The sequence below is a fragment of the Pseudarthrobacter sp. SL88 genome, from assembly GCF_026672455.1.
In the GTDB taxonomy this organism is placed as follows: domain Bacteria; phylum Actinomycetota; class Actinomycetes; order Actinomycetales; family Micrococcaceae; genus Arthrobacter.
This window is the reverse complement of record NZ_JAPPRD010000001.1, coordinates 31,715-57,257: the sequence shown is the minus strand read 5'-3', so window position 1 is coordinate 57,257 and position 25,543 is coordinate 31,715. Positions and strand designations below refer to the sequence as shown.

The 25,543-nt window shown below is 67.1% G+C and carries 18 protein-coding genes and 1 pseudogene; 13 read left to right on the top strand and 6 right to left on the bottom strand.

Going from position 1 to position 25,543, the window contains the following annotated elements; genetic code table 11:
• Positions 1-1,422: an MFS transporter gene (locus OVA06_RS00210; protein WP_268155413.1), complete on the bottom strand. Its 1,422-nt coding sequence runs from the start codon at positions 1,420-1,422 to the stop codon at positions 1-3.
• 132 nt (positions 1,423-1,554) lie between these two features.
• On the opposite strand from OVA06_RS00210, the gene OVA06_RS00205 reads away from it, so the two are divergent.
• Positions 1,555-2,409, top strand: coding sequence for a LysR family transcriptional regulator (locus tag OVA06_RS00205; RefSeq protein ID WP_045732473.1), 855 nt, complete (start codon positions 1,555-1,557; stop codon positions 2,407-2,409).
• Positions 2,410-2,556: 147 nt separating this feature from the next.
• Positions 2,557-2,871, top strand: a complete 315-nt coding sequence (locus OVA06_RS00200; RefSeq protein WP_056081481.1) for a hypothetical protein — start codon at positions 2,557-2,559, stop codon at positions 2,869-2,871.
• Between the two features lie 113 nt (positions 2,872-2,984).
• On the opposite strand, the gene OVA06_RS00195 is transcribed toward OVA06_RS00200, so the two are convergent.
• Both OVA06_RS00195 and OVA06_RS00190 read right to left on the bottom strand, forming a co-directional pair.
• Positions 2,985-6,515 carry a bifunctional proline dehydrogenase/L-glutamate gamma-semialdehyde dehydrogenase gene (locus OVA06_RS00195; protein WP_268155410.1) on the bottom strand — a complete coding sequence of 1,177 codons (3,531 nt, stop codon included), beginning with the start codon at positions 6,513-6,515 and terminating at the stop codon, positions 2,985-2,987.
• A 289-nt stretch (positions 6,516-6,804) separates the two neighbouring features.
• Complete coding sequence (locus tag OVA06_RS00190; protein WP_056081484.1) at positions 6,805-8,268, bottom strand: amino acid permease; 1,464 nt, start codon at positions 8,266-8,268, stop codon at positions 6,805-6,807.
• A 153-nt stretch (positions 8,269-8,421) separates the two neighbouring features.
• Here OVA06_RS00190 and OVA06_RS00185 point away from each other — a divergent pair, with 153 nt between their 5' ends.
• From OVA06_RS00185 to OVA06_RS00170, 4 genes are all read left to right on the top strand, one after another.
• A complete protein-coding gene (locus OVA06_RS00185; RefSeq protein ID WP_268155407.1) occupies positions 8,422-9,333 on the top strand; it encodes a LysR substrate-binding domain-containing protein in 912 nt (303 codons plus the stop codon).
• 145 nt (positions 9,334-9,478) lie between these two features.
• Positions 9,479-9,904: an aspartate 1-decarboxylase gene (gene panD, locus OVA06_RS00180; protein ID WP_200937827.1), complete on the top strand. Its 426-nt coding sequence runs from the start codon at positions 9,479-9,481 to the stop codon at positions 9,902-9,904.
• A 51-nt stretch (positions 9,905-9,955) separates the two neighbouring features.
• Positions 9,956-10,882 carry an AEC family transporter gene (locus OVA06_RS00175; RefSeq protein WP_261619829.1) on the top strand — a complete coding sequence of 309 codons (927 nt, stop codon included), beginning with the start codon at positions 9,956-9,958 and terminating at the stop codon, positions 10,880-10,882.
• A gap of 20 nt (positions 10,883-10,902) precedes the next feature.
• Positions 10,903-12,033 carry an FAD-dependent oxidoreductase gene (locus OVA06_RS00170; protein WP_268155402.1) on the top strand — a complete coding sequence of 377 codons (1,131 nt, stop codon included), beginning with the start codon at positions 10,903-10,905 and terminating at the stop codon, positions 12,031-12,033.
• Between the two features lie 15 nt (positions 12,034-12,048).
• On the opposite strand, the gene OVA06_RS00165 is transcribed toward OVA06_RS00170, so the two are convergent.
• The 3 genes and pseudogenes from OVA06_RS00165 to OVA06_RS00155 form a co-directional block, all read right to left on the bottom strand.
• The gene (locus OVA06_RS00165) at positions 12,049-13,599 is read right to left on the bottom strand and encodes an MFS transporter (protein ID WP_268155399.1); all 1,551 of its coding nucleotides are present in this window, start codon (positions 13,597-13,599) and stop codon (positions 12,049-12,051) included.
• 66 nt (positions 13,600-13,665) lie between these two features.
• Positions 13,666-16,297, bottom strand: a pseudogene (locus tag OVA06_RS00160) (trehalase-like domain-containing protein).
• Between the two features lie 270 nt (positions 16,298-16,567).
• On the bottom strand, positions 16,568-17,560 hold the full coding sequence (locus OVA06_RS00155; protein WP_268155397.1) for an LLM class flavin-dependent oxidoreductase: 993 nt from the start codon (positions 17,558-17,560) through the stop codon (positions 16,568-16,570).
• Positions 17,561-17,717: 157 nt separating this feature from the next.
• Between OVA06_RS00155 and OVA06_RS00150 the strand changes: the two genes are divergently transcribed.
• The 7 genes from OVA06_RS00150 to OVA06_RS00120 all read left to right on the top strand — a co-directional run bounded on the left by OVA06_RS00150 (position 17,718) and on the right by OVA06_RS00120 (position 25,502).
• Entirely contained in the window at positions 17,718-18,611 is an 894-nt protein-coding gene (locus OVA06_RS00150) for an aldo/keto reductase (RefSeq protein WP_268155395.1), read from the top strand.
• A 49-nt stretch (positions 18,612-18,660) separates the two neighbouring features.
• A complete protein-coding gene (locus OVA06_RS00145) occupies positions 18,661-19,359 on the top strand; it encodes a type 1 glutamine amidotransferase domain-containing protein (protein ID WP_268155392.1) in 699 nt (232 codons plus the stop codon).
• Between the two features lie 244 nt (positions 19,360-19,603).
• Positions 19,604-20,584, top strand: coding sequence for an ABC transporter substrate-binding protein (locus OVA06_RS00140; RefSeq protein ID WP_268155390.1), 981 nt, complete (start codon positions 19,604-19,606; stop codon positions 20,582-20,584).
• A 151-nt stretch (positions 20,585-20,735) separates the two neighbouring features.
• On the top strand, positions 20,736-21,332 hold the full coding sequence (locus OVA06_RS00135; protein ID WP_268155388.1) for a hypothetical protein: 597 nt from the start codon (positions 20,736-20,738) through the stop codon (positions 21,330-21,332).
• Positions 21,333-21,407: 75 nt separating this feature from the next.
• Positions 21,408-22,007 (top strand): TetR/AcrR family transcriptional regulator, encoded by a 600-nt coding sequence (locus tag OVA06_RS00130; protein ID WP_056081507.1) that lies wholly within the window; start codon positions 21,408-21,410, stop codon positions 22,005-22,007.
• Positions 22,008-22,355: 348 nt separating this feature from the next.
• Positions 22,356-23,852 (top strand): aldehyde dehydrogenase family protein, encoded by a 1,497-nt coding sequence (locus OVA06_RS00125; RefSeq protein ID WP_268155383.1) that lies wholly within the window; start codon positions 22,356-22,358, stop codon positions 23,850-23,852.
• Positions 23,853-25,502: a GMC family oxidoreductase gene (locus tag OVA06_RS00120; protein ID WP_268155381.1), complete on the top strand. Its 1,650-nt coding sequence runs from the start codon at positions 23,853-23,855 to the stop codon at positions 25,500-25,502. It abuts the gene before it with no gap.
• Positions 25,503-25,543: the final 41 nt, after the last annotated feature.

Genomic DNA, 25,543 nt, shown 5'->3' with positions numbered 1-25,543 from the left:
CTAGGCAGCCGCCGGCCGGTCCACAATCCGGATCGGCCGGCGCCGGTCCCGCACGTCCACCTTCAGGTGCAGTGAGCCCTTCCGGGCCAGGACAATTGCAACCGTGAGTGCGGCGAGGGCCGGAACACCGCCGGATACCAGCAGGGCCATGTGGGGGTCGGCATGTTCGGCGATCCACCCGAGCATCGGCCCGCCAAGTGCCTGGCCGCCAATGAGCACCATGATGTACAGGCTCATGACGCGGCCGCGGATCCCCATGTTTGAGCTGATCTGCACCAGCTGGTTGGAGCCGGTGAGGAACATCAGGCACCAGAACCCGGACAGGACCATCACAGCCCCGAACGTTGCCAGCGAGGGGGCCAGCGCGGCCAGGCACAGCATGGCCCCATACATTCCCGCACAGAACACCACCGAGCGCAGCCGCAGTTGGCGTCGCCGGGTCGAGGCTATGGCGCCGGCCAGGGCCCCGAGGGCCACCAGCGCATTCAGGAGGCCGTACCCGCCGGCTCCCACACGGAAAACGTGGTCGGCAAAAGCGGCGAGGATCACCGGCAGGCTCATGGCGAAGACGGAGATGAATCCGGCCATCAGCCAGGGCCAGTAGATGGTGGGCTTGCTCAGCGCATACCGGAGCCCCTCGCGCAGCATGCCCTTGCTCTTGGGGGTGGGGGCGCTGACGTGCAACTGGTCCTTGCGGAGGATGAGCAGCATCGCCACGGTGGAGCAGCAGGCCACCGCGTTGGCCGCGAACGCCCAGCCCGCACCGACTGCGGTGAGGAGCAGTCCGGCCAGCGCCGGCCCGATCAGGCCGCCCAGCTGGAACGTGGTGGAGTTGACGCTGATGGCGTTGCGCAGGTGGGTGGGACCCACCAGTTCGTTGACGAACACCTGGCGCGCGGGCTGGTCGAGCACCGTGACCAGTCCCAGGACCAGGGCAATCACGTAGACGTGCCACACCGCGATGGCGCCGGTCAGGGCGAGCGTGGCGAGCAGGGCAGCCAGGACCGCGGCCATGCCCTGGCACAGGATCAGGATCTTCCTCTTGGCGAACCGGTCGGCAATCATGCCGCCCCACGGGCCCAGCAGCAGCGACGGCAGGAACTGCAGCGCCACCGTGAACCCCACGGCGGTGACGGATCCGGACAGCTGGAGGACCAGCCAGTCCTGGGCGATGCGCTGCATCCAGATGGCGATGACGGCGATGAAATGGCCCACCGCGAAGATGCGGAAGTTGGGCACGCTGAGGGAGATAAACGTGTGCTTCCACGGCAGGCGTTCCGCGACGACGGGCACGGGCTGGGTGAGCGCGTCCCGGTTCCGGACGTCCGGAGCTTGCGGGCCGGGCGGCAGGGCTGGTGCTGAACTCGCGGAATCGATGACGGGCTGGCTGACGGTTGCCGACGACGGCGGTGGGGGTGCCACAGGATTGTCCTCAAAGTGGGTGCGGTCCGGGATGCCCTTAACGCTATGGTGGCGCTAATAGATTATGGAGACGTATTGTCCCTATAACTCGTATTGCAAACCGCAATGACAGACAATGCCGATGGAGTGCACGTGTTCGAACCAGCCCAACTCCGCTCGTTCCTGGCCGTCGCCGAGACCTTGAGCTTCACCAAGGCCGCGGACCGGCTGGGGCTGGCCCAGCCCACCATCAGCCAGCACATCCGGAAGCTGGAAACCGCCGCCAAGCGCGTCCTCATCACCAGGGACACCCGGGACGTCCGGCTGACGGACAACGGGGACGCCATGGCGGGGTTCGCCAGGAACATCCTCTCCGCCCATGACGCCGCGGCCCGCTACTTTTCCGGCTCGGCGATGCGCGGCCGGCTGCGGTTCGGCACGGCTGACGATCTGGCCATCACCGGGCTGCCCCGGATCCTGCGCGAGTTCCGGCAGATCTACCCGCAGATCAACCTTGAGCTGACTGTGGGCCAAAGCGATCAGCTCTACCGCAAGCTCAACGCCGGGCAACTGGACCTGGTGTTCGTCAAGTGGGTGGCCGGGGCCAAGGACGGCACCGTGGTCCAGCACGATTCCTTCTCCTGGGTGGGCCTCGAGCAGACGTCCCTCGAACCGGGCGCACCGGTGCCCCTGATCGCCTACCCCTCCCCCAGCCTCAGCCGGAAACTTGCCATCGACGCTCTCGAAGCGCACGGCCGGACCTGGCGGATCACCTGCACTACCCGCCAGATCAGCGGCGTCCTGGCCGCGGTCCGGGCCGGAATCGGCGTGGCCGTCATGCCGTCATCGCTGGTACCGGAGGACCTGAAGATCATCACCCGCCGGTTCGACCTGCCAGCGGTGGGCGATGTGGACTTCACCCTGATCCGGAACCCGCTAGCCAATGCTGAAGTCATCGACGCGCTTACGCAGTCCATTGTTGGGCGGATCATCAACCGCCAGGGGTAAACCGGCAAGGCAAAGACCGGAGAAATCTTTCATTGATGTCAGATCGTTGCATAATCTATGCTGGTTTCTCCGGGGTCAAGCAGCAGGCCTGTTCTACACTACGGGCGCGCCTGCACACCAAGGCACGCCGCCCGGGACAGGCAGCCAATGACGACAGCCAGGAACACCCATCTCAGCGCCGCACACGCCCGCCCGCACACCAGCACCCGGCCGGCAACGCGTCAGTCCAACCTCGGCACCGGCCTTGCCGCCACCGATTCGGGCTACATCGGAAAGCCGACCTGCGAAAAGTGCCGGACGGACGAATTCATTTACCTTGAGTCCTACATTCCGCCGACCTACCGGCACGACGGGTCCGTCGCAGCGCTGGGCGAAGTGGCCTACACCTGCACACGGTGCGAGGATTTCTCGGCCCACAGCGTGCCCGTGACGTGGACTCCGCCGGGCTGGTACCTGGGCTGACATTCTACGGGCCGGGCGGGCCGTAATAGACGTTCCCCCGCAAACCCAACCAACAACGAGGCCGGGCGGCCACCCTCAGGTGGCCGCCCGGCCTCGTTGGTTCGTAGGGCCTGCTAGATGAGCGCGTCCGAGAGGTGGTTCGGGGTGCCGAACCGGTGGGCGGTGATGCTGACTGCCTGCTCGTGCAGGAACGGCAGCAGCTCGACCCTGCCGGCTTCGGTTACGGCGTGGGAGTAGACAGCGATGTCGGGCCGCCCGCCGGTTGCTTCCGCGAGAGCCGGCGCGTCACCGCCCAGCAGCCGGATGCGGGCGCCGGACAGCTTGCCCGCGGAGGCGAGCCGGCCCGCCGAAGCCAGCCAGCCGGCGTCGGACTCCACCGTCAGGTCCACGTCGAGGCCGAGAAACACGGCACGCAGCTGGGCGGGAAGTTCGACGGCGGTGGACACGGTGAGCGGTGACCCCGCCAGCACGCCGGCCGCCACGGTCCGCACGAGGTGGGCCAGCGGCTCACCTTCGGAGAGGCGGATGGTGACCGGGAGGTTGCGGTAGCGGAAGATGTTGCGCTCCGCGCTCAAGCCTGAGACGTCCTTGGCGGTGCCGAACTCGTTGGCCCAGGCCTCGGCGTCGGACGCCAGGGCGCGCTGCACGGACTCAAGGTGGGCCGGCTCCAGGGCGGCGCCTGCGGCGTTGATGATCCGGCGGACGCCGGGGTGCGCAACGTCAGCCTTTGCGGATGCCTCGGCGGGGATCCAGTCGCCCAGCCCTGCCAGGTAATTGGGCCCGCCGGCCTTGGTGCCGGCACCAACGGCCGACTTCTTCCAGCCGCCGAACGGCTGCCGCTGCACGATGGCCCCGGTGATGCCGCGGTTGACGTAGAGGTTGCCCGCCTGGATGCTGTCCAGCCAGATTCCCAGCTCCTCGGTGTTGAGCGAGTGCAGGCCTGCGGTGAGTCCGTACTCGATCTGGTTCTGGATGGCGATGGCCTCTTCCAGGGTCCCGGCGGTCATCACGCCGAGGACCGGGCCGAAGAATTCGGTCAGGTGGAAGTAGGAACCGCGCTTGACCCCGTAGCGCACGCCGGGGCTCCAAAGCCTGCCGGACTCATCCAGCTTCTTCGGTTCCACGGCCCAGTTTTCGCCGTCGCCAAGGGTGGTGAGGGCGTTGAGGAGCTTGCCGTTGGCGGGCTCGATGATGGGGCCCATCTGGCTGGTGGGATCCTGCGGGTAGCCCACCTTCAGCGAGGTAACAGCGTCGATCAGCTGGTTGTGGAACCGCTTTGACTTGGCAACGGAGCCCACCAGGATCACCAGCGACGCGGCGGAGCACTTCTGGCCGGCGTGGCCGAACGCGGAGTAGGCCACGTCCTTGGCTGCCAGGTCCAGGTCGGCGCTGGGGGTGACTATGATGGCGTTCTTGCCGCTGGTTTCGGCCAGGAGCGGCAGGTCCTTGCGGAAGGAACGGAACAGTTCGGCCGTTTCGTAGCCGCCGGTGAGGATGACCCGGTCAACGGCCGGGTGGGAGATGAGCTGCGTGCCGAGCTCCCGCTCGCCCAGCTGCACCATAGTGAGGACGTCCTTCGGCACGCCGGCTTCCCACAGGGCTTCGACCATCACGGCACCGCTGCGGGCGGCCTGCTTGGCAGGTTTGATGACGACGGCGGAGCCGGCGGCGAGTGCCGCGAGGGTGGACCCGGCCGGGATGGCGACCGGGAAGTTCCATGGCGGCGTGACAACGGTGAGCTTCGCTGGGACGAACGTGGCGCCGTCGACCGCGTCCAGCTTGCGGGCGGACTCTGCGTAGTAGTGCGCGAAGTCCACCGCCTCGCTGACCTCGGGATCGCCCTGGTCAATGGTCTTGCCCGTTTCGCTGGCCATGACTTCGAGAAGATCGGCGCGGCGGGCTTCCAGGGCGTCGCCGGCGCGGTGCAGGATTTCGGCGCGTTCGGCGCCGGAGAGTGCGCCCCAGGCCTTGCCCGTCTCGACGGCGGTTTCGATGGCCGAGTTCAGCGTTGCCTCGTCACTGATGAAGGCCGCCTTGACCGAGGCGTTTCCCAGCGTGGAGCCCGGAACGCGGTCCAGGATGGCCCGGCCCCAAGTGCGGTTGGCGGGCAGGGAGGGGTCCGTGTCCGGGGTGTCTTTGAACGTATCGTGCGGCATCGCGACCGGCGGCAGGCTGCGGTCCTGGCGCCGGCTGGGGAGCGGCACACTGTTGTCCAGGGCCTCCAAGGAGGCGAGGAAGCGCTGCTTTTCGCGTTCGAACAGGGCCTCGTTCTTGTCGAGCTCGAAGACGGCGGACATGAAGTTGTCCTGGCTGGCTCCCTCTTCGAGGCGGCGGATCAGGTAGGCGATGGCGACGTCGAACTCCGCCGGGTGCACCACGGGCGTGTAGAGGAGCAGTGAGCCGACGTCCTTCTTCACGGCTTCGGCCTGGCCCTGCGCCATGCCCAGCAGCATCTCGAACTCGATACCCTGCTGTGCGGTATCCGCAATTCCGCGCTCCTTGGCCAGCAGCCAGGCGAAGGCAATATCGAACAGGTTGTGGCCGGCCACGCCGATCCGGATGTTCTTGATCCGCTCCGGGTGCAGCGAGTAGTTGATGACGCTCTTGTAGCTGGTGTCGGAATCCTGCTTCGAACCCCAGGTGGCTAGGGGCCAGTCGTGCAGCGAGGCTTCCACCTGTTCCATGGGCAGGTTGGCGCCCTTGACCACGCGGACCTTGATGCCGGCGCCGCCGTTGGCGCGGCGCTCCGCGGCCCAGTCCTGCAGCCGGATCATGGCGGACAGTGCGTCCGGGAGGTAAGCCTGGAGCACGATGCCGGCCTCGAGGTCCTTGAACTCAGGCTTGTCCAGGATCCGGGTGAAGACCGCGATGGTCATGTCCAGGTCCTTGTATTCCTCCATGTCCAGGTTAATGAACTTGGCTTTGCCGCCCGTGCTGCTGCCGGGGGCGGCGAAGGAAGCCGCACGCTGGAAGAGCGGGGTGAGCTTCTCGACGACGTGTTCCACGGCTTCGTCGAACGCCCAGGCGGAATGCGGAGCCACCGTGGAGGAGACCTTGATGGAGACGTAGTCGACGTCGGGACGCGCCAGCAGCGTGTGCGTTCCGTCGAGCCGGCGGGAGGCCTCGTGCTCGCCGAGGACTGCCTCGCCGAGGAGGTTGACGTTGAGCTTGATGCCGTCCTTTTTGATCTTCGCGATGGCCGGGCCCAGCTTGGCATCGGTGGCGTCAACGATCAGGTGGCCCACCATTTCGCGGAGCACCTTGCGGGCTGCGGGGATGACTACCTGCGGCAGCGCCGGGGCCATGGTCCCGCCGAGCGCCACGGCGCTGCGCATGTACCAGGGCAGGAACGCCGGCACCTTGGGCGCCAGCGCAGCCAGGTTGCGGGCGGCGACGTTCAGGTCCTCGGGGCGGACCACGCCGTCCACGAAGCCCACAGTGAAGTCCAGGCCGTTGGGGTCCTTCAGGACTCCGGCCAGCTGTTCGGCGGAGGCATCCACCGGAACCTTCGCGGCCTCGGTAAGCCAGCGCCGGACCAAGGCGACCGCCTCTGTGGCGAGGGCTTTGGCCTGGGGGACGTCGACGTCGACCGTCTGCGGGGTGGCCGCGTGGGTGACTGCCGGTTCCATTGCAACGTGGGTCATGGTTTTCCCCGATCTTTCCTAGTGTGGGAGGAGGTCTTTTCATCAGTATGCGCTCCTGATCACATAAGATAAAGCGACCTTTTCCAACCAATACAGGTTAGGAAAAATGATGTTTCCTGGAGTCCTTCAGACGCCAAAGGGCAGGCCCCCCACCCTCCCTCGATGCCACATCAGATCGAGTACCTAAAACAGGGTGTTAGGGACTCGATCTGATAGGGCAACCGGGGGTTTGCGGGTGGAGGGCCTGCCGTGTGGAGAGGTTGCTGAGGTGTTGCGAAGAGCTCGGCTGTCAGGCGAGGGGGCGGTGCATTTCCTCGATTTCCTGGTGCCGCGGGCTGTTCGGGTTCATCAGCGAGTTCTTGCGGCCATAGGTGAAGTAGATGACCAGGCCGATGACCAGCCACACACCGAACCGCAGCCAGGTTTCCCAGTGCAGCTGCAGCATGAGGAAGGCCGAGGCGAGGACACCGAACGCCGGCACCAGGGGCATCAGCGGCAGCCGGAAGGTACGCGGCGCATCCGGACGCTTGTATCGGAAGATGATGACGGACAGGCAGACGACGACGAACGCGGCCAGGATGCCGATGTTGGTCAGGTCCGCGACCTCCTTGATGGGGAACACGCCGGCCAGGAAGGCCGAGGCGATGCCGGCGATCCAGGTGACGCGCTGCGGGGTGCCGTTGCGGTCGGTCTTGGCGAACCAGCCCGGAAGCAGCCCGTCGCGGCTCATGGAGAACCACACGCGGGTGACGCCCAGGAGGAACGTCAGCATCACGGTGAGGATGGACAACACCGCGAAGACGGAAATGATCGTTGCGATCACAGGCAGCCCGACTGAGCTGAAGGCGGACGCGAAGCCGGCCTTGGGGTCGATGTCCTTGTAGTTCTGCATGCCGGTGAGCACCAGGGTGGCGGCCACGTAGAGCAGCATGGCGACGATGAGCGAGAGGATGATGGCCTTGGGCATGTGCTTCTTGCCGTCCTTGGCTTCCTCCGCCGCGGTGCTCATGGCGTCATAGCCGAAGACCGCGAAGAACACGGTGGCGCTGCCGGCGAGCACGGGCCCGAAGCCGGAGGGCATGAACGGGTTGTAGTTGTTGGTGTCGATATAGAAGACGCCCAGGCCGATGATGAAGAGGATGAGGATGACCTTGATGGCCACCGCCACGAGCTCGAAGCGGCCGAATGCCTTGGTGCCGCGGGACAGGATCCAGGTGACCAGGAGGCAGACCAGGATAGCGGGAATGTTGACGATGCCACCCTTGCCCTCATCCACCGTGGAGGTCATCCAGATGGGCATGTGGATACCGATGCCGGACAGGAACGCGTCCAGGTAGCCGGAGATGCCGATGGCCACCACGGCCACGATGGCAATGTATTCAAGCAGCAAGTCCCAGCCGATGAACCAGCCGATCACTTCGCCCAGGGCCACGTAGCCGTAGGTGTACGCCGAGCCGGCACGCGGAATCATGCCGGCAAACTCGGCGTAGGAAAGAGCCGCTGCCGCGGAGGCGAGGCCTGCTATAAGGAAGGAGATCAGCACCGCGGGCCCCACTCCCGGATTGCCTTCGCTTCCTGCGGCCACCAGCCCCGCGAGGGAGAAGATGCCGACGCCGATGATGCCGCCAACGCCGATGGCGGTGAGCTGCCACAGGCCCAGCGATTTAAAGAGGCCGCTGTGCTTGTTCTCTTCTTCGATGTCATCGATGGGCTTTCGCCGCATGATGGACTGGCTCATATCTCTAGTGCTCATCAGGAACTCCTGCTGTGGGGTGCTGCCCCGCCGCGGCACGCCTGGAAAGGCTGTGACGGGGGTAACTCAGTCCCAACAGTATGCAAGCCGGTTTGCATTAGATAAAGTGACTACTTCTAACCTATATTCATTAGTTTCAGTTAGGATTTCCCCATGCTTGACGTTCGCCGGCTGCGCCTGTTGCGGGAACTGAGCATCCGGGGGACACTCGCCGAGGTGGCGGAGGCACTGCAGTACAGCCCGTCGTCGGTATCCCAGCAGCTTGCCCTCCTGGAGAAGGAGGTGGGCGTGGAGTTGCTGCGGAAGACGGGCCGCCGCGTGCAGCTCACCCCCCAGGCCGAGGTGCTGGTGACACATACTGCCCAGCTGCTCGAAACCATGGAGCAGGCCGAGGCCGATCTGGCGGCGTCACTGACCACCGTTACGGGCACGGTGCGGATTGCGGTTTTCCAGTCGGCGGCCCTGGCGCTGATGCCGGACACCCTCACCCGGATGGCCACCACCTACCCGGAGGTCCGGATCGAGATGATCCAGCGGGAACCCGAGACCGCGCTGCATGAGACATGGGCCCGTGACTTCGACCTGGTCATCGCCGAGCAGTACCCCGGCCACGCGGCTCCCCGCTACCCGGAACTGGACCGCGTGAAACTGACAACCGACGCCATCCGGCTCGCGGTCCCGGCGTCCGACGGCGGCACGGCCATCCGCTCGCTCGCGGACACCGCGGAACTCCCCTGGGTCATGGAACCGCGGGGTGCCGCATCGCGCCACTGGGCTGAACAGGCGTGCAGGAGCGCGGGCTTCGAACCTGACGTGCGCTTCGAGACGGCCGACCTGCAGGCCCAGGCCCGGCTGATTGAATCCGGCAATGCTGTGGCACTGATGCCGGACCTGGTGTGGACGGGCCGCGGCACCACCGCCCGGCTGCTGGAGCTCCCGGGCAAGCCGCACCGCACCATCTTCACCTCGGTCCGCCGGTCCAGCGTGCAGCGGCCGGCCATCCTGGCAGCAAGGGAAACCCTGGCTGCAGCTGCCGCCGCGGTGGCGGGGGAAGACGCCAGGTAACCGCCCGCCGTCGTACGTTGGCTGACTTGCGCGCCGGCCCCGCCGCAGGGCAACCAGCCGGCAGCTCACGACGCAAGAGCGTTCAGCTGAGGGTGTTCCGTGCGTCACTGCGGCGGCCCGCCCCCGGCGCTAGACTGGAGCCGTTATGAATCGAACCATGTTCAAGTCCAAAATCCACCGGGCCACCGTCACCCACGCAGACCTGCACTACGTAGGTTCCGTCACCGTTGACCTGGACCTGCTGGAGGCAGCGGACATCCTGCCGGGCGAGCTTGTCTCGATCGTCGACATCACCAACGGCGCTCGGCTGGAAACCTACACCATTGCCGGTGAGCGCGGCTCCGGCGTCATCGGCATCAACGGCGCCGCCGCACACCTGATGCACGAGAACGACCTCGTCATCCTCATCACCTATGCCCAGATGACCACCGGGGAAGCCAAGGCCTACGAGCCGAAGGTGGTCCACGTGGACCAGAACAACCGCATCATCCAGTTGGGGAACGATCCCGCCGAGGGCATTACCCCCGGCATGATGCGTCCGCCGTTCGCACTCAACAACGCCGCCCTGTAGCCGGGGCGTGAGACCCGGCATACTTCTCCGCCGCCCGCCGCGGGTTCCTCCGTGCTAGGCGTACTCGCTGGTTTCTTCGTTGTCTGGTGCATCATCCTGGTGGGCTGGTTCGTTGGCCGGCAGAAGATCCTCGGTGACAACGCCCGCCAGGTCCTCAGCTCCCTCACGTTCTTCGTGGCCAGCCCGGCCCTGCTGTTTGAGACCCTCAGCAAGGCCCGGCTGCAGGAAGTGTTCGCCGCTCCGCTGCTGGTCACCGCAGTGGCCGCCATCGCCACGGCTGCCATCTTCTTCACCATCGTGAAGTTTTGGCTGAAGCGTTCGCTGCCCGAGTCGCTGATGTCCTCGATGTCCGCCTCACTCGCGAATTCGGCGAACTTAGGTATTCCCATTGCGGTATATGTCTTGGGCGACGCCAGCTATGTCGCACCGCTGCTGATCTTCCAGCTGGCCTTCTTCACCCCGGTGTTCCTCATGATCCTGGACTCCAGCACCAGCTCGCACCGGACCACCCCGCTCGGCTTCGTGGTGATGATCCTGCGAAACCCGATGATCGTGGGATCTGCGCTGGGCCTCATTGTTGCCGGCACCGGTTTTAAAGTGCCCGAGCTGGTCATGGAGCCCATCCACCTGATTGGCGGCGCCGCGATTCCGGCCATGCTGATCGCCTTCGGCATGAGCCTGAACGGGACCCGGCCGCTGCAGGCAGCAGCCGGACGCCGCGTGGACACCCTGCTGGCCAGCGCCTTCAAGCTGGCCGTCCAGCCGGCGCTGGCCTATGTCTTTGCCCGTTTCGCCCTGGGGATGGACGGCCACGCCCTGTTCGCCGTGGTGGTGACGTCGGCGTTGCCCACGGCGCAGAATGTGTTCGTGGCCGCCAGCCGCTACAAGACCGGCCTCACCGTGGCCAAGGACACCGTGCTGATTACTACCGTGGTGGCTGTTCCGGCGATGATCGGCGTCGCGCTGCTGCTGGCGTGACAACTGGACGAGGAGGACCCGTGGCAACAACTCTTGACACCGTGGTGATCGGCGGCGGCGCCATGGGCTCCGCCACCGCATGGGCGCTGTCCCGGCGGGGACGCCACGTGACACTGGTGGAGCAGTTCGGGCCGGGGCACAAGATCGGCGCTTCGCACGGCACCACCCGCAACTTCAATCCCGGATACCACCGGCCTGAATACGTTGCCATGATTGCCGAATCCCTGGACCTCTGGAACGAGCTGGAGCAGGACAGCGGCGAATCGCTCCTGGCACGGACCGGCATCGTCACGCACGGGCCCGAGCCCATGCTGCCCGACGCTGCGGCAGCGCTGGCCCAGGCCGGGTTGCGCGCCGAGTTCCTGCGCCCGGACGAGGCCGGCGAGCGCTGGCGCGGCATCCGCTTCGACCAGCAGGTCCTCTACATGCCCGACGGCGGCCAGCTCAACCCGGAAGCCGCGCTGCCGGCTTTCCAGCGCCTTGCCGCAGCCCGGGGCGCCGACATCCGGCACCACACCAAGGTGGTGTCCTTCGAGATAACGGACGACGGCGTCCGGCTGGGGTTGGAAAGCAGCGCCGGTACCGAAATGGTCACCGCCGCACAGGTGGTGGTGACCGCCGGCGGCTGGACGGAAAAGCTGCTGGGCGCAGCCGTGGGCGGGCGCCTGCGGACGCCGAAGCTCAGGGTGACGCAGGAACAGCCGGCGCACTTCCGGATCACCGATCCGGATGCGGTATGGCCAGGGTTCAACCATTACCCGGGCGGCGGATCGCAATACGCGGGATGGTACTCCCCGGTCTACGGCATGCACACCCCCGGCGAGGGCATCAAGGCCGGCTGGCACGGGGTGGGCCCGGTGGTGGACCCGGACAGGCGCACCTTCGAGCCGGAACCGCAGCAGCTCGCTGCCCTGCAGGCCTACGCGAGGACCTGGCTGCCCGGCGTGGACGCCGATGCCTTCGAGGCCATCAGCTGCACCTACACCACCACACCGGACGAGGACTTCGTCTTGGACCGGATTGGGCCAGTGGTGATCGGCGCCGGGTTCTCCGGGCACGGGTTCAAGTTCACGCCCGTGGTGGGCCGGATCCTTGCCGACCTCGCCACGGGCACCCGCCCCGCCCCCGCCATCTTCAGCGCCTCGCGCTAGCTGCCGCCGGCCGGATCAGCTGCCTCGGCGGCCGGAATCCTCTACTTCGGTGCGGTCCGGCCCGGTGTCCTCCCCGCCGTCGTCGTTGCCGTTCGTTGGATCCTGGTTCGCTGTGTCCTGTTCGGAAGCCTGGTCCTGCCCCGCAGCGGCATCCCCGGCTCCGGCTGCCCGCGTCCGAGGCATGGCCAGCACCGCCAGGACCGTCAGGAGCCCGGCCACCAGGGCTGCCAGGAAGACGGCGCTGGATGCGGCGACCACGGCCTGGCCGTTTCCCTCACCGCCCGGGTTGCCGGAGTAGATGGCGTTGGCCACGGCCCCGAACACTGCCACGCCCAGGGCGCTGCCGATGGAGCGGGCAAACATGTTGGTGCTGGTCACCACGCCGCGCTCGTTCCACCGCACGCTTGACTGCGCGGCGATCAGCGTGGGTGTTGCGAGCAGGCCGAGGCCGAGCCCCACGACGAAGCAGCTGGATGCGATCAGCGCCACGTTCGGGGTGCCCGCCGTCAACGCCAGGATGAGCAGGCCGGCTACGGTGATGGAAATGCCGATCAGGCCGGTGGCCTTGAAACCGATCCGGAGGTACAAGCGGCCGGCCTGCGATGCGCTGAGGGGCCAGCCGAGGGTCAGTGCCGCCAGGGCAAGGCCCGCGACCAGCGGTGAGACGGACAGTGCACCCTCCAGGAAAGTAGGCACGTAGGAGGTCAAGCCAATCATCACCGCCCCAACGCCAAAGGATGCGAGCGCAGTGGTCACCAGCAGGCGCCGCCGCACCACCCAGGACGGCAGGATGGGTTCCGCAGCCCGCCGTTCCACCAGGATGAAGGCCACCAGGAGCACCGCGCCGACGCCGAAGACGGCAAAGCTGACCGGCGAATCCCACGCCCAGGCCTCGCCGCCCTGCAAAGCGCCGAGGATCAACAGGCCCAGGGAACCTGCCATCAGGGCCGCTCCGGCGTAATCAACCGTGTGCTTGGCGCGTTCCACGTTCTCGTGCAGCGTCCGCACCAGCATCCAGCCAGCCAGGACGCACAGCGGGATGTTGACCAGGAAGATTCCGCGCCAGATGCCCAGCGCCGAGAAGACGCCGCCCAGGCTTGGACCCACCACGGAGGACACCGCCCACACACTGGCCAGGTACCCCTGAACCTTGGCGCGTTCCTCCAGCGAGTAGATGTCACCGGCGATGGTGATGCTGACCGGCAAAACCGCGCCGGCGCCCAAGCCCTGCAGCGCCCGGAAGGCGATCAGGGACGGCATGCTCCAGGCCACGCCGCAGAGGACAGAGCCCAGCAGGAACAGTCCAATGCCTGTCAGGATGATCGGTTTGCGGCCCACCATGTCGGACAGCTTGCCGTAGATGGGCACGGAGACGGCCTGGGCAAGCAGGTACGCCGAGAACAGCCACGGGAACGAGGAGAACCCGCCAACGTCGCGGACGATCGACGGGACGGCGGTAGCCACGATAGTGGAGTCGATCGCCACCAGTCCGGTGGACAGCATCAAGGCGATGAGGATGGGGCCGCGCTCCGAGCGGAACCCCACCCCCTGGGCGCGGGCGGTCATTATGAGTCTCGATTCGGTTTCTGTATCCCTGTTCCTTCCACTCTAGGTACCCCGGACAAACGCCGCCTACCGTCCGGCCTGGTGGGCATCCAGGAGTCGGGCACAGCGGATGAAACCCAGATGGGAATATGCCTGCGGATGGTTGCCCAGGTGGGTTCTCGGTGCCGGGGTCGTATTCCTCCGGCAACAGCCCGGTGGGCCCGAAGAGGGTTACCAGCTGGTCGAACAGGTCCCAGGCTTCATCGATGCGGCCCACGGCGACATAGGCCTCGATCAGCCACGTGGTGCAGATGTGGAAGCCGCCCTCCAAGCCCGGCAGGCCGTCGTCGTACCGGTACCGGAAGACTGTCGGCCCCACCCTCAGTTCCCGTTCCACGGCGGTGACCGTGTCCAGGAAGCGCTGGTCGGTGACATCCAGCAGGCCGGAAAGGCCGATGTGCAGGACGGCGGCATCGAGATCCGGGCTGTCGTAGGCCACTGTGTAGGATTTGGCCGATTCGTCCCAGCCCTCCCGCAGCACCTCATCCCGGATGGCGGCAGCCATGGGAGCCCAGGCGGGGTCCGGCTCCCTGCCGTGCCGGTCAGCTGTCCGCAGTGACCTGTCCAGGGTCACCCAGCACATCACCTTGGAGTAGACGTGGTGGCGTGCCGGGCGCCGGGCCTCCCAGATGCCGTGGTCCGGTTCATGCCAGCGGGCCAGGACTGCCGAGGCCATCTGGACCAGCAGTTCCCAGTGCCCGTCGGCGAGTGTGCCCTCTCTCGAACTCAGGGTATGGATCAGCTCCGCAACAGGGCCAAAGACGTCCAGCTGGACCTGGTGGTCCGCCGCGTTTCCGATCCGGACCGGGCGGGACCCGGCGTAGCCCGGGAGGCTGTCCACCACGGCTTCCGTGGACAGCGGCGAACCGGTGACGGAGTACAGCGGATGGAGCCACTCCGGGCCCGGGGCATGCTCAAGGATCCGCCCCAGCCATCCAAGGAAACCAACGGCCTCCGCGGTGGAGCCAAGGTCCGCCAGGGCATTGACAGTCATGGACCCGTCCCGCAGCCAGCAGTACCGGTAGTCCCAGTTCCTTGTTCCGCCGATGCCTTCGGGCAGGGAGGTGGTGGGGGCGGCGAGGACTGCGCCAGTGGGTTCGTGGACCAAGGCACGGAGCACCAGTGCCGAACGCCGTACCAGCGAGGGTTTCACGGACGGGAGGGCGAGTTTCTGCACCCACTGGCGGGCGTGAAGGGCCACCTCGGCCCGGCGCTCCGTCTCCCCCTGCGGGTCTGCGGGACGGGGTTCCGTGTCACCGCAGCGCAGGTTGAGCACCACGGGCCCGGACTGGAGATTCACCGATGCCGTGGCCGTCCCGTGCCTGCCGTCCGAGGTAATGCTGAAGGTCACGCCCGGCGCGAAGAGGATGATCGGTTCCGACGTGCCCACCACATGCAGTTCGTCGCCGCGGGCCTCCATGACGAACGGGGCGTTGGCGTAGTCCGGCCGCGGTGCGAAGGTGATCCGGGCAGCTCCGGTGCCGGTCAGCACCCGGACCAGGCTGGTGATGCCGTCCGGGGCAGGTTCGAGGTAGTCGGTGACCGTGACGTCCGCCCACCGGGTTTCGACGATCATGGTGCTGTCCACGTAGCGCTGGCCCAGCACCTGTGATGCCTTTGCCGGTTCCACGGAGAAGTGGCCGGCCGCGTCACCGCCCAGGATGTGGGCGAACACCGAGCCGGAGTCCGGCAGCGGGTGGCTCATCCAGCAGACCTTTGCGTCCGGTGTCAGCAGTGCGGTGGAGGAGCCGTTGCCGATCATGGTGTGCCGTTCGAGGCCCACGGCGTCCTCGCCGAACAGCCAGGCCCGCCGCAGTTCGAAGAGCAGGGCAAGGACCCGGGCAAAGGACTCGGGGTCGCGGAGCCGGTGCGCCGCTGCGGTTTCGCCGCCGCCGACCCGCAGCCCGAGGTCCGGGCCGCGGAGGGTGGCGATGGCCAGTTCGTCGCTGTCGGCGTCGCCAGCGAACATGGCGGCACTGGCGCCGAGCCGGGACCGGAGGGTCTCCAGTGCCTCGCCCTTGGACGGCTCCACCACCGACAGGTCCAGCACCGAGCCGTCCACGATGAAGAACAGTCCGTGGGCGCGCGCTATCTCCCGGGCAGTTTCGGTTACCGAGGCGACGACCTCTGCCGGGGCCGGACGGGTGTGGACCGAAACCGCCACCGGTTTGCGCTCAATCCAAACGCCGCTCTGGAACCCTACGGCCTCGTTGAGCGCAGCGTTGACCTTTTGCAGGACCGATTCGGTGGCCAGCGTCTGGGTGTGCGCGAAGCCCATGTCCGACTCCGCGCCGTGAGACCCGATGAGGTGGACCTCCACGGGGAGGCGGGACACCGCCGCCAGGTCCCTCAGGGAGCGGCCCGAAATGATGGCGGCGTGCGTGCTGGGCAGGGCGGCCAGTGCCCGCAAGGCGATGGCGGCGCTGCCCAGCGGGAGGATCTCGGTGGAGATGCCTTCCGCGTCGCACAAGGTGCCGCCGTAGTTGCAGGCCACCAGCAGCGCAGGAACACGTGCCAGAACCTTCAGTTCGTCCAGCAGCGCCGGGGTCAGCCCGCTGTCCGCCGCATCCGCCTGGACAAACGACCGGAGCACCTCCAGCGGAAGGGAACGGGTGAGCAGGGCGGAATCCGCCACGCTCTGGTTCAAAGGCGTGGGCATCAGGGAACCCCTTCGAGGCAGAACCAGGCCGGGACTGCAGCCGCTGGGTCACCTGCGGACTACCGGTTGGCGCCCCTCCCGGAGATCCTGGCGGATTTCCCGGGGGGAGCAGTTCCCATCGTCATCCCCTGCGGTTTCTCCTGAATATCCCCTTCATTGCGTATGTGTAAAAGTCCGGGCCACACGCCGGATCCGGGGCGACGCTACGGTCGGCCGGAGCGCAGGTCTCCGCGCAGGCCACCTGCGCGTTGACCTGCGCGGACGGGCAGCTCAGACGCGCGCCAGCCCGGCCACCTCGGCCAGCAGTTCCACCGAGCGCAGCCGGGCGTCCGTGCCGGTGCTCTGGTGCGCCACGATGAGTTCGTCGGCGTCGGCGTGCCTGCCGAACCCGTCAAGGTAGTCCAGGACGACGTCGGGCGTTCCCACCGCCGAGTAGGTCATCATCTGCGAGACGTGCTGGCCCTGCGGGGAGTCGAGAATCATGTCCGCCTCATCATCGGTGAATTCCCGGGTCCCGCCGCCGAAGAACAGGGACACGCGGGCGCGTTTGGTGGCCTGCATCATCTCCTGCGCCTCAGACGCGGAATCGGCCGCGATCACGTTGACTCCGGCGATCACGTGGGGGGCCTCCAGCTGCGCGGAGGGCTTGAATTCGCGGCGGTAGACGGCCACTGCGTCCTTCAGTGCGTTGGGGGCAAAGTGCGAGGCGAAGGCGTACGGCAGGCCCAGCTGCGCGGCGAGCCGCGCACCGAACAGGGATGATCCCAGGATGTAGAGCGGGACGTTGGTGCCCTTGCCGGGGGTTGCCTCCACGCCCTGGATCCGGGTGGGTCCGGTGAGGTAGCCCTGCAGTTCCAGGACATCCTGCGGGAAGCTGTCGGCGGACATGGGGTCGCGCCGGAGGGCCCGCAGGGTGTTCTGGTCGCTGCCGGGGGCACGGCCCAGGCCCAGGTCGATCCGGCCCGGGTACAGGGTTTCCAGGGTGCCGAACTGCTCGGCAATGGTCAGCGGCGAGTGGTTGGGCAGCATGACCCCGCCGGCGCCGAGCCGGATGCTTTCGGTGTGCGCGGCCACGTGGGCGATCAGCACACTGGTGGCGGACGAAGCGATGGACGACATGTTGTGGTGCTCTGCGTACCAGACCCGCCGGTACCCCAGTTTCTCGGCACTCTGCGCCATGGCCACGCTGCCCGCGAAGCTTTCCGCCGCCGTCTGGCCTTTGCCGATGGTTGCCAGGTCAAGGATGGAAAGCGGGAGGGTCACGTCGGGTGCCGGCCTTTCGGAGCGTTGCGTGCGGAATATCGTTGCGTCGTCGCGCCCGCCGGAATCGCGGCAGGCACAGATGGCATAACCACGGCGGCACCCGGCTTATTTCTGTGATCTGCGGAATACGCAGCACACTGATGATGTTGCCGCCCCTATGAGCCCAGACACGAAGAGCACAGAGACGAAGAGCACCGGGACAACGAACCAGTCCGCCACCATCGACCTCAAAGACCTGGGAACCGTGCAGCGGCTCGGCTTCGGTGCCATGCGCATCGTGGGCGACGGCGTCTGGGGCGAACCCGCGGACCGGGCCGCCGCCGTGGCCGTGGTGCGCCGCGCCGTCGAACTCGGCGTCGACTTCATTGACACCGCGGATTCCTATGGCCCGAACATCAGCGAGGAAATCATCGCCGAAGCCCTGCACCCCTACAAAGACGGCCTGAGAATCGCCACGAAGGTGGGATTTACCCGCACCGGGCCCAACAAGTGGGTCCCCGTGGGACGGCCCGAATACCTGCGCCAGCAGACTGAACTGAGCCTCCGCAAGCTGAAGGTGGACACCATCGACCTGCTGCAGCTGCACCGGATCGATCCGAAAGTGGACGCCGAGGAACAGTTCGGTGTGCTGCGTGAACTCCAGGACGAGGGCAAGGTCCGGGCGCTGGGCCTGTCGCAGGTCAGCGTGGCCGAACTCGAAGCCGCCGGAAAGCATTTCACGGTTTCCACCGTCCAGAACCGCTACAACCTGACGGACCGCAGCTCCGAGGACGTGCTGCGCTACTCCGAGGAGAACGGCATCGGCTTCATCCCGTGGGCCCCGATTTCCGCGGGCGAACTGGCCCAGCCGGGCGGCCCGCTGGACGAGGCCGCAACGCGCCTGGATGCCACCACCTCGCAGGTGGCGCTGGCGTGGCTGCTCCGGCGTTCCCCCGTCATGATGCCCATCCCCGGCACGGGATCCGTCAGCCACCTTGAGGAGAACATCGCAGCGGCGGGCATCACGCTCGACGACGACACGTACGCTGGGCTGGAAGCTGCCGGCAAGTAGCGGCGGCTTTCCACGCAGTGCCCAGCAACACAACAGGCAGGAGAACAGCATGGCTAACGTTTTGATGGTTGTTTCAGCAGCCGATTCCCTCACCATGAAGGACGGCAGCGAACACCCCACCGGCTTCTGGGCTGAAGAACTGGTGGTCTCGCACCAGACCCTGGTGGACGCCGGACACACTGTCCACCTCGCCACACCGGGCGGTGCGAAGCCCACCGTGGACCAGGTCAGCCTGGCCGCAGATTCCGCCGGCGGCGAGGAACGCGCCGAGGGCTTCCGGGACTACCTGGCCAAAATCGGCGCCGAGCTGTCGCAGCCCTTGGTGCTCGCCGACGTCGACATCGCTTCCTACGACGCCGTGGTGATGCCCGGCGGGCACGGCCCGATGGCAGACCTCTACAAGGACGCCGACCTGGGCCGCCTGCTGGTGGCCGCGGACAAGGACGGCAAGGTCATCGCGCCGTTCTGCCACGGCCCGGCGGGCCTGCTCAGCGCAACGGACGACGCCGGGACGTTCACTTTCGCGGGACGGCGCCTGACGGTCTTCAGCAACGAAGAGGAACTGAACGGCGGCACGGGCGAGAACACGCCCTGGCTTGTGGAGGACGCGCTGAAGGAGAAGGGCGCGATCGTCAACAACGCCGCTGCCTGGTCTTCCCATGTGGTCCGCGACGGGAACCTGATCACCGGCCAGAACCCGCAGTCCAGCGAGGACGTGGCCAAGGAAGTCATCAAGGCCCTGGACTGACAGGCTTCCGGGTTTCCGCCGGGATGGCCTGACGCCGATGTATTGACGGAGGGGACCAGCTCTTATGAGCTGGTCCCCTCCGTCGGTGTACGCGGATTGTGACCGCGGCGGTCCCCGCGTTAACTGCGGTTACTCCCCGTATCGCCCGGTTTCGGGGCCTTTGATTCTGCCGGTGGCACTCCCGGATAGTTGCTGCAACGCGCATCATCCGTCGCATCAACTTCGTACCTCCAAGGAGGAAACCATGGCCATCCCCACGCCGAAACCGGCCCTTATCGCGGCCCTGGCAGTGTCCCTGCTGGGCCTGGCCGCATGCGCCGATCCGGGCGCGACGGCGGCGACAGCACCGACGTCGGAGGCTACCGCCACCGCAGCCGGCAAGACCTTCAACCTGTCCCCCGAGCAGGACCGCTTCAAGGTGGACGTGGACCAGCCAGCGGCCGCGCAGGTGCCCGACGCCATCAAGGCCGACGGCAAGCTGACCGTGGTGACCACCGGCGGCACGGCCCCGCTGAGCACTTTCGCCTCCGACAACAAGACCCTGATCGGCAGCGAGGTGGACATCGCCTACGCCGTGGGCGAGACCCTCGGCCTGCAGGTCGAGGTCCTCCCCGTCGCGTGGGCCGACTGGCCGCTGGGCATCGAGTCAGCCAAATACGAGGCCGTCCTCTCCAACGTGACCGTCACCGAGGCCCGCAAGGAGAAGTTCGACTTCGCCACGTACCGCAACGACCTGCTCGGCTTCTACGCTAAGAGCGACTCGGACATCACCGAGGTAAAGGAAGCCAAGGACGTGGCGGGCAAGCGGGTCATCGTTGGCTCCGGCACCAACCAGGAAGCCATCCTGGTGCGCTGGGACGAGGAGAACAAGAAGAACGGCCTCAAGCCGGTGGAGTTCCAATATTACGACGACGACTCCGCCTCCGGGCTGGCCCTCCAGTCGGGCCGTGCGGACCTGACGTTCGGCCCCAACGCCGGCGCTGCCTACAAGGCGGCGAAGGATGGGAAGACCAAGCAGGTGGGCACCCTGGAGGGCGGCTGGCCGCTGAAGGCCGAGATCGCGTTCACCACCAAGAAGGGCAACGGCCTGGCTGTCGCCGCGCAAACCGCCCTGAACCACCTGATCGACGACGGTACCTACGCCAAGATCCTGGACCGCTGGGGCCTGTCCTCCGAGGCAATCCCGAAGTCCGAACTGAACCCGGCGGGCTTGCCCAAGCAGTAAGCGGACCGCCGACGAATGGATCCCCGCCCAGCACCTTCGGGTGCGAGGCGGGGATTCTTCATTGCCCGGCCATGGCGCAGCGGCGCCGCCGTCCCTAGTCTTAGGACTATGGGGCCGCGAGGCCGATTGCGTGGTGGCACTAGGAGTTCCGGTGGAAGTACTTCTCCCTGAGTATCTGAGCTTCGATTACCGCTGCCAGTTCCGTGGGATACCAGGCGTGCACCATGACCCGGACGACTATCCTCTCGTGTGGAACGTCAGCGTCAGCGGCCGCACCTGGGATGACGCGGACGACGGCGGCGACGGCACGGAAGTCCGCGTCGGTGAAGCGGAACTGTATGTTGTTCCGGACGCCGGGATCATCGATCTCTTCCTGACCCTGGACGCTGTGAACCAGCACGTCGCCGCAGTGGGTGAAATGCTGACGATCAACCGCCCGGACCTGGTCAAGGACCTGGCCCTGGGCGGGGATCTGCTGATCCTGTCCAAGCTGCAGGTGGCGCCGGAATTCCGCAGGAACAAGCTCGGCCACGAGATCCTTAAAGCCGTCCTGAGCAGCGTGGGCCGGTCAGCGTCCAAGGTCATCCTCGAAGCAGTCCCGGCGCCCGCGGAGAACGCACCCGCCGAAGGAACGGCCGGGTACGAGGCCGCGAAGGCGTCATTGCGCCGGTACTGGGAAAGCTTCGGCTTCCAGGCCGCCCACGGGGACTATCTGGTGTTCGAAGACATGAACGGCGTCGTCGACTGACCACCCAGCCGCAACACCACGGCTGAGGAACAGGGGAAAGTGCACTGCCGGCAAGTTTGGCAATAGTCTGGCCAGATGGGGACTAACACCGTGAACTCCGGCGAGCAGCTCGACAGGCAGTCCCGCATCCTCGAAGCGGCCCTGGACCTGCTGTCCCGGCACGGGATCTCCGGCGTGAGCATGCGCTCCGTCGCCCGGGAGGCCGGCGTCGCCCTGGGCCTGGTGAACTATTACTACGACGACAAGACGAGCCTGATCCGGGCGGCCCTCCACCGCGTCGACGAGCACGACCTCCTGCTGGTCACACCCGATCCGGACTCAACTCCCGACGAACAGCTGCGCACGGCCCTGCGCCGGGTGGCGGGTGCGGATCTGCTGACCACCAAATACCTGTCGCTGCGCCTCCACCTCTGGGCCCTCGCCCAGGCCGATGAGGGCTACGCCGAAATCAATGCCGCCGCCTTCGACCGGTACATCGACGGCCTCGCCACTCTCGTGGCCAATGCCAGGCCCGGGCTCACCTGGGCTGAGTGCCGGGAACGCGCGTCCGATGTTGTCGTCATCCAGAACGGCATGTGGCTGACCTCCCTCCTGGGCGTGGACAAGGCCTCCATCCAGCGCAGCATCCAGCGCACCGAGGACATCGCCTTCGGCCCTGCACCGGACGCCGGCTAGGCAGAAGCGCCACAAACCCTCATCCTCCAGTCACATTTGAACGAGTGTTCAACCTGCTATTGAACACTCGTTCAACATGCATTACTGTCCTTCTATGACGTACGCCACACCTGCCCGGGTTTCTGCTGACGGGGCCCGGCACTTCACCCCCCGCTCCGCGCCGCGCTAAGCCCGCCGGCCCGAAAACCCCGGCGCGATGTCCGCACCACGGACATCGCGCACCGCAAAAGTCACCTCCGCAGCACAGCCGCCGCACCCTCCGGCGCTGCTCCGCCGTGCCCGCGGCACGGCTGCCGCACCATCCGGGGAGCGCCGGTACGGCCCCTGACCTACCACTTAGGGAGACACATGACAGATACAGCAACCACCCTGTTCATCAACGGATCGTGGGAGGCCGCCGCGTCCGGCGCCGTCCGTGAAATCCGCAACCCGGCCGACGGCGAACTGGTCGCCACAGTGTCCGAGGCCGGCCGGGAGGACGCGGAGCGCGCCATCACAGCCGCCCGTGCCGCCTTCGACTCCGGCGCCTGGTCCGGCGTCCCGGCACCGGAGCGCGGCGCATTCCTCCTCAGGGTCGCCGCCGGTCTGCGCGAGCGCCGCGAGAAGTTCGCCCGCGCCGAGTCGCTGGACACCGGCAAGCGGATGGTGGAAAGCCGCATCGACATGGATGACATTGCCGCCTGCTTCGAATACTTCGGCAGGCTCGCCGGGCAGCAGGCGGGGCGCATTGTCGACGCCGGAGATCCCGCCGTCGTCAGCCGGATCGCCTACGAACCCGTGGGCGTCTGCGGCCTGATCACGCCATGGAATTACCCGCTCCTCCAGGCCGCCTGGAAGATCGCCCCCGCCCTGGCCGCCGGCTGCACCTTCGTCCTCAAGCCCTCCGAGCTGACCCCGTCCACCAGCATCCTGGCCATGCAGCTGCTGCAGGACCTCGGCCTGCCCGACGGCGTGGCCAACCTGGTCACCGGGACCGGCCCCGAGGCGGGCGCACCCCTTTCGGAACACCCCGCCGTCGACCTCGTCTCCTTTACCGGCGGCCTGGAGACCGGCAAACGCATCGCCGCAGCCGCCGCCGTCACCGTGAAGAAGGTGGCGCTGGAGCTCGGCGGCAAGAACCCCAACGTGGTGTTCGCGGATGCTGACTTTGACGCCGCCGTCGACAACGCCCTCAACGGCGCGTTCGTCCATTCCGGGCAGGTCTGTTCGGCCGGCGCCCGGCTGGTGGTGGAGGAATCCATCGCCGAACGTTTCGTGGACGAACTGGTCCGCCGCGCCCGGGGCATCCGGCTAGGCGGCCCCTTCGACGAGGACGCCGAATCCGGGCCGCTGATCTCCGGCGCCCACCGGGACAAGGTCAACGCGTACGTCCAACGCGGCGTCGAGGAAGGTGCACGGCTCCGGACCGGCGGCGCGGCACCGGATGGCGAAAAGTACGACGCCGGGTTCTACTACCAGCCGACAGTCTTGGACCGCGTCACCCGGGGGATGTCCGTGGTCACCGACGAGGCGTTCGGCCCGGTGGTCACCGTGGAGACCTTCCGCACCGAGGACGAGGCCGTGGCCACCGCGAACGACACCATTTACGGCCTTGCCGGCGCGGTCTGGACCCAGGACGCCGGCAAGGCCCAGCGGGTGGCCGGCAGGCTCCGGCACGGCACCATCTGGATCAACGACTACCACCCCTACCTCCCCCAGGCCGAGTGGGGCGGCTTCGGCCAGTCCGGCGTCGGCCGCGAGCTGGGCCCCACCGGCCTGGCGGAGTACCAGGAAGCCAAGCACATCTACCAGAACACCAGCCCGCAGGTCACCGGCTGGTTCGCTGACCACAGCAAGGAGAACTAGATGCACCTCGACAACATCGAGAACGTCAGCGAGCGCGGATTCGACTACGTCATCATCGGCGGAGGGTCAGCCGGCGCCGCCGTGGCCGCACGGCTGAGCGAGGATCCGGACGTGACAGTGGCACTCGTTGAGGCGGGCCCGGACGACCGCAACCTGCCCGAAATCCTGCAGCTGGACCGGTGGATGGAACTGCTCGAATCCGGCTACGACTGGGACTACCCCATTGAGCCGCAGGAAAACGGCAACTCTTTCATGCGCCACGCCCGCGCCAGGGTGATGGGCGGCTGCTCCAGCCACAACTCCTGCATCGCCTTCTGGGCCCCGCGCGAAGACCTGGACGAGTGGGAGTCCAAGTACGGAGCCACCGGCTGGAACGCCGACGCCGCCTGGCCGCTCTACCAGCGGCTGGAAACCAATGAGGACGCCGGGCCGGACGCGCCCCACCACGGGGACTCCGGCCCGGTGCACCTGATGAACGTGCCCCCGGCGGATCCTGCCGGCGTCGCGCTCCTGGACGCCTGCGAACAGACAGGCATCCCCCGTGCGAAGTTCAACGCCGGCACCACAGTGGTCAACGGCGCCAACTTCTTCCAGATCAACCGCAGGGCTGACGGAACCAGGTCCTCCAGCTCGGTGTCCTACATCCACCCCATCATCGAGCGGGACAACTTCACCCTCCTGACCGGCCTCCGCGCCCGCCAACTGGTGTTCAACGCGGACAAGCGCTGCACCGGCGTCGACGTGGTGGACGGAGCGTTCGGCCGCACCCACCGGCTCTCCGCGCGCCACGAAGTCATCCTGTCCACCGGCGCCATCGATTCGCCCAAGCTGCTCATGCTTTCGGGCATCGGCCCGGCCGAACACCTCGCCGCCCACGGCATCGAGGTCCTGGTGGACTCCCCCGGCGTGGGCGAGCACCTGCAGGACCACCCCGAAGGCGTGGTCCAGTTCGAGGCCAAACAGCCCATGGTGCAGGCCTCCACGCAGTGGTGGGAAATCGGCATCTTCACTCCCACGGAGGAGGGCCTGGACCGCCCCGACCTGATGATGCACTACGGCTCCGTCCCGTTCGACATGAACACCCTGCGGCACGGCTACCCCACCACGGAAAACGGCTTCAGCCTCACCCCCAACGTCACCCACGCCCGCTCCCGCGGCACGGTCCGCCTGCGCAGCCGCGACTTCCGCGACAAGCCGATGGTGGATCCCCGCTACTTCACGGACCCGGACGGCCACGACATGCGCGTCATGGTGGCCGGCATCCGCAAAGCCCGCGAAATCGCCGCCCAGCCCGCCATGGCGGAATGGACCGGCCGCGAGCTCTCACCCGGTGCCGCGGCGCAGACGGACGAGGAGCTGCAGGACTACATCCGCAAGACCCACAACACCGTCTACCACCCGGTGGGCACCGTCCGGATGGGGGCGGACGACGACGGGATGTCACCGTTGGATGCCCGGTTGCGGGTCAAGGGGGTCACCGGGCTCCGGGTCGCCGATGCGTCCGTCATGCCCGAGCACGTCACGGTCAACCCAAACATCACGGTCATGATGATCGGCGAGCGCTGCGCCGACCTGGTCCGGGCCGACCTGGTCCGCGCCGGCAGCTCCGCGGCAACGGCAGAGGAGGAATTCGCCCCTTCCTTCGCCTGACGGGCACGGCTCCGCGGCAACGGGCTTAATATGGCCACGCC

Bases quoted from the DNA above. Each gene is read 5' to 3' on its own strand.
- OVA06_RS00165 (WP_268155399.1), bottom strand. From the start codon at position 13,599: ATGACCGCCCGCGCCCAGGGGGTGGGGTTCCGCTCGGAGCGCGGCCCC.
- OVA06_RS00185 (WP_268155407.1), top strand. From the start codon at position 8,422: ATGCTTGACGTTCGCCGGCTGCGCCTGTTGCGGGAACTGAGCATCCGG.
- OVA06_RS00125 (WP_268155383.1), top strand. From the start codon at position 22,356: ATGACAGATACAGCAACCACCCTGTTCATCAACGGATCGTGGGAGGCC.
- OVA06_RS00150 (WP_268155395.1), top strand. From the start codon at position 17,718: ATGAGCCCAGACACGAAGAGCACAGAGACGAAGAGCACCGGGACAACG.
- OVA06_RS00145 (WP_268155392.1), top strand. From the start codon at position 18,661: ATGGCTAACGTTTTGATGGTTGTTTCAGCAGCCGATTCCCTCACCATG.
- OVA06_RS00195 (WP_268155410.1), bottom strand. From the start codon at position 6,515: ATGACCCACGTTGCAATGGAACCGGCAGTCACCCACGCGGCCACCCCG.
- OVA06_RS00120 (WP_268155381.1), top strand. From the start codon at position 23,853: ATGCACCTCGACAACATCGAGAACGTCAGCGAGCGCGGATTCGACTAC.
- OVA06_RS00140 (WP_268155390.1), top strand. From the start codon at position 19,604: ATGGCCATCCCCACGCCGAAACCGGCCCTTATCGCGGCCCTGGCAGTG.
- OVA06_RS00200 (WP_056081481.1), top strand. From the start codon at position 2,557: ATGACGACAGCCAGGAACACCCATCTCAGCGCCGCACACGCCCGCCCG.
- panD (WP_200937827.1), top strand. From the start codon at position 9,479: ATGAATCGAACCATGTTCAAGTCCAAAATCCACCGGGCCACCGTCACC.
- OVA06_RS00190 (WP_056081484.1), bottom strand. From the start codon at position 8,268: ATGAGCACTAGAGATATGAGCCAGTCCATCATGCGGCGAAAGCCCATC.
- OVA06_RS00130 (WP_056081507.1), top strand. From the start codon at position 21,408: ATGGGGACTAACACCGTGAACTCCGGCGAGCAGCTCGACAGGCAGTCC.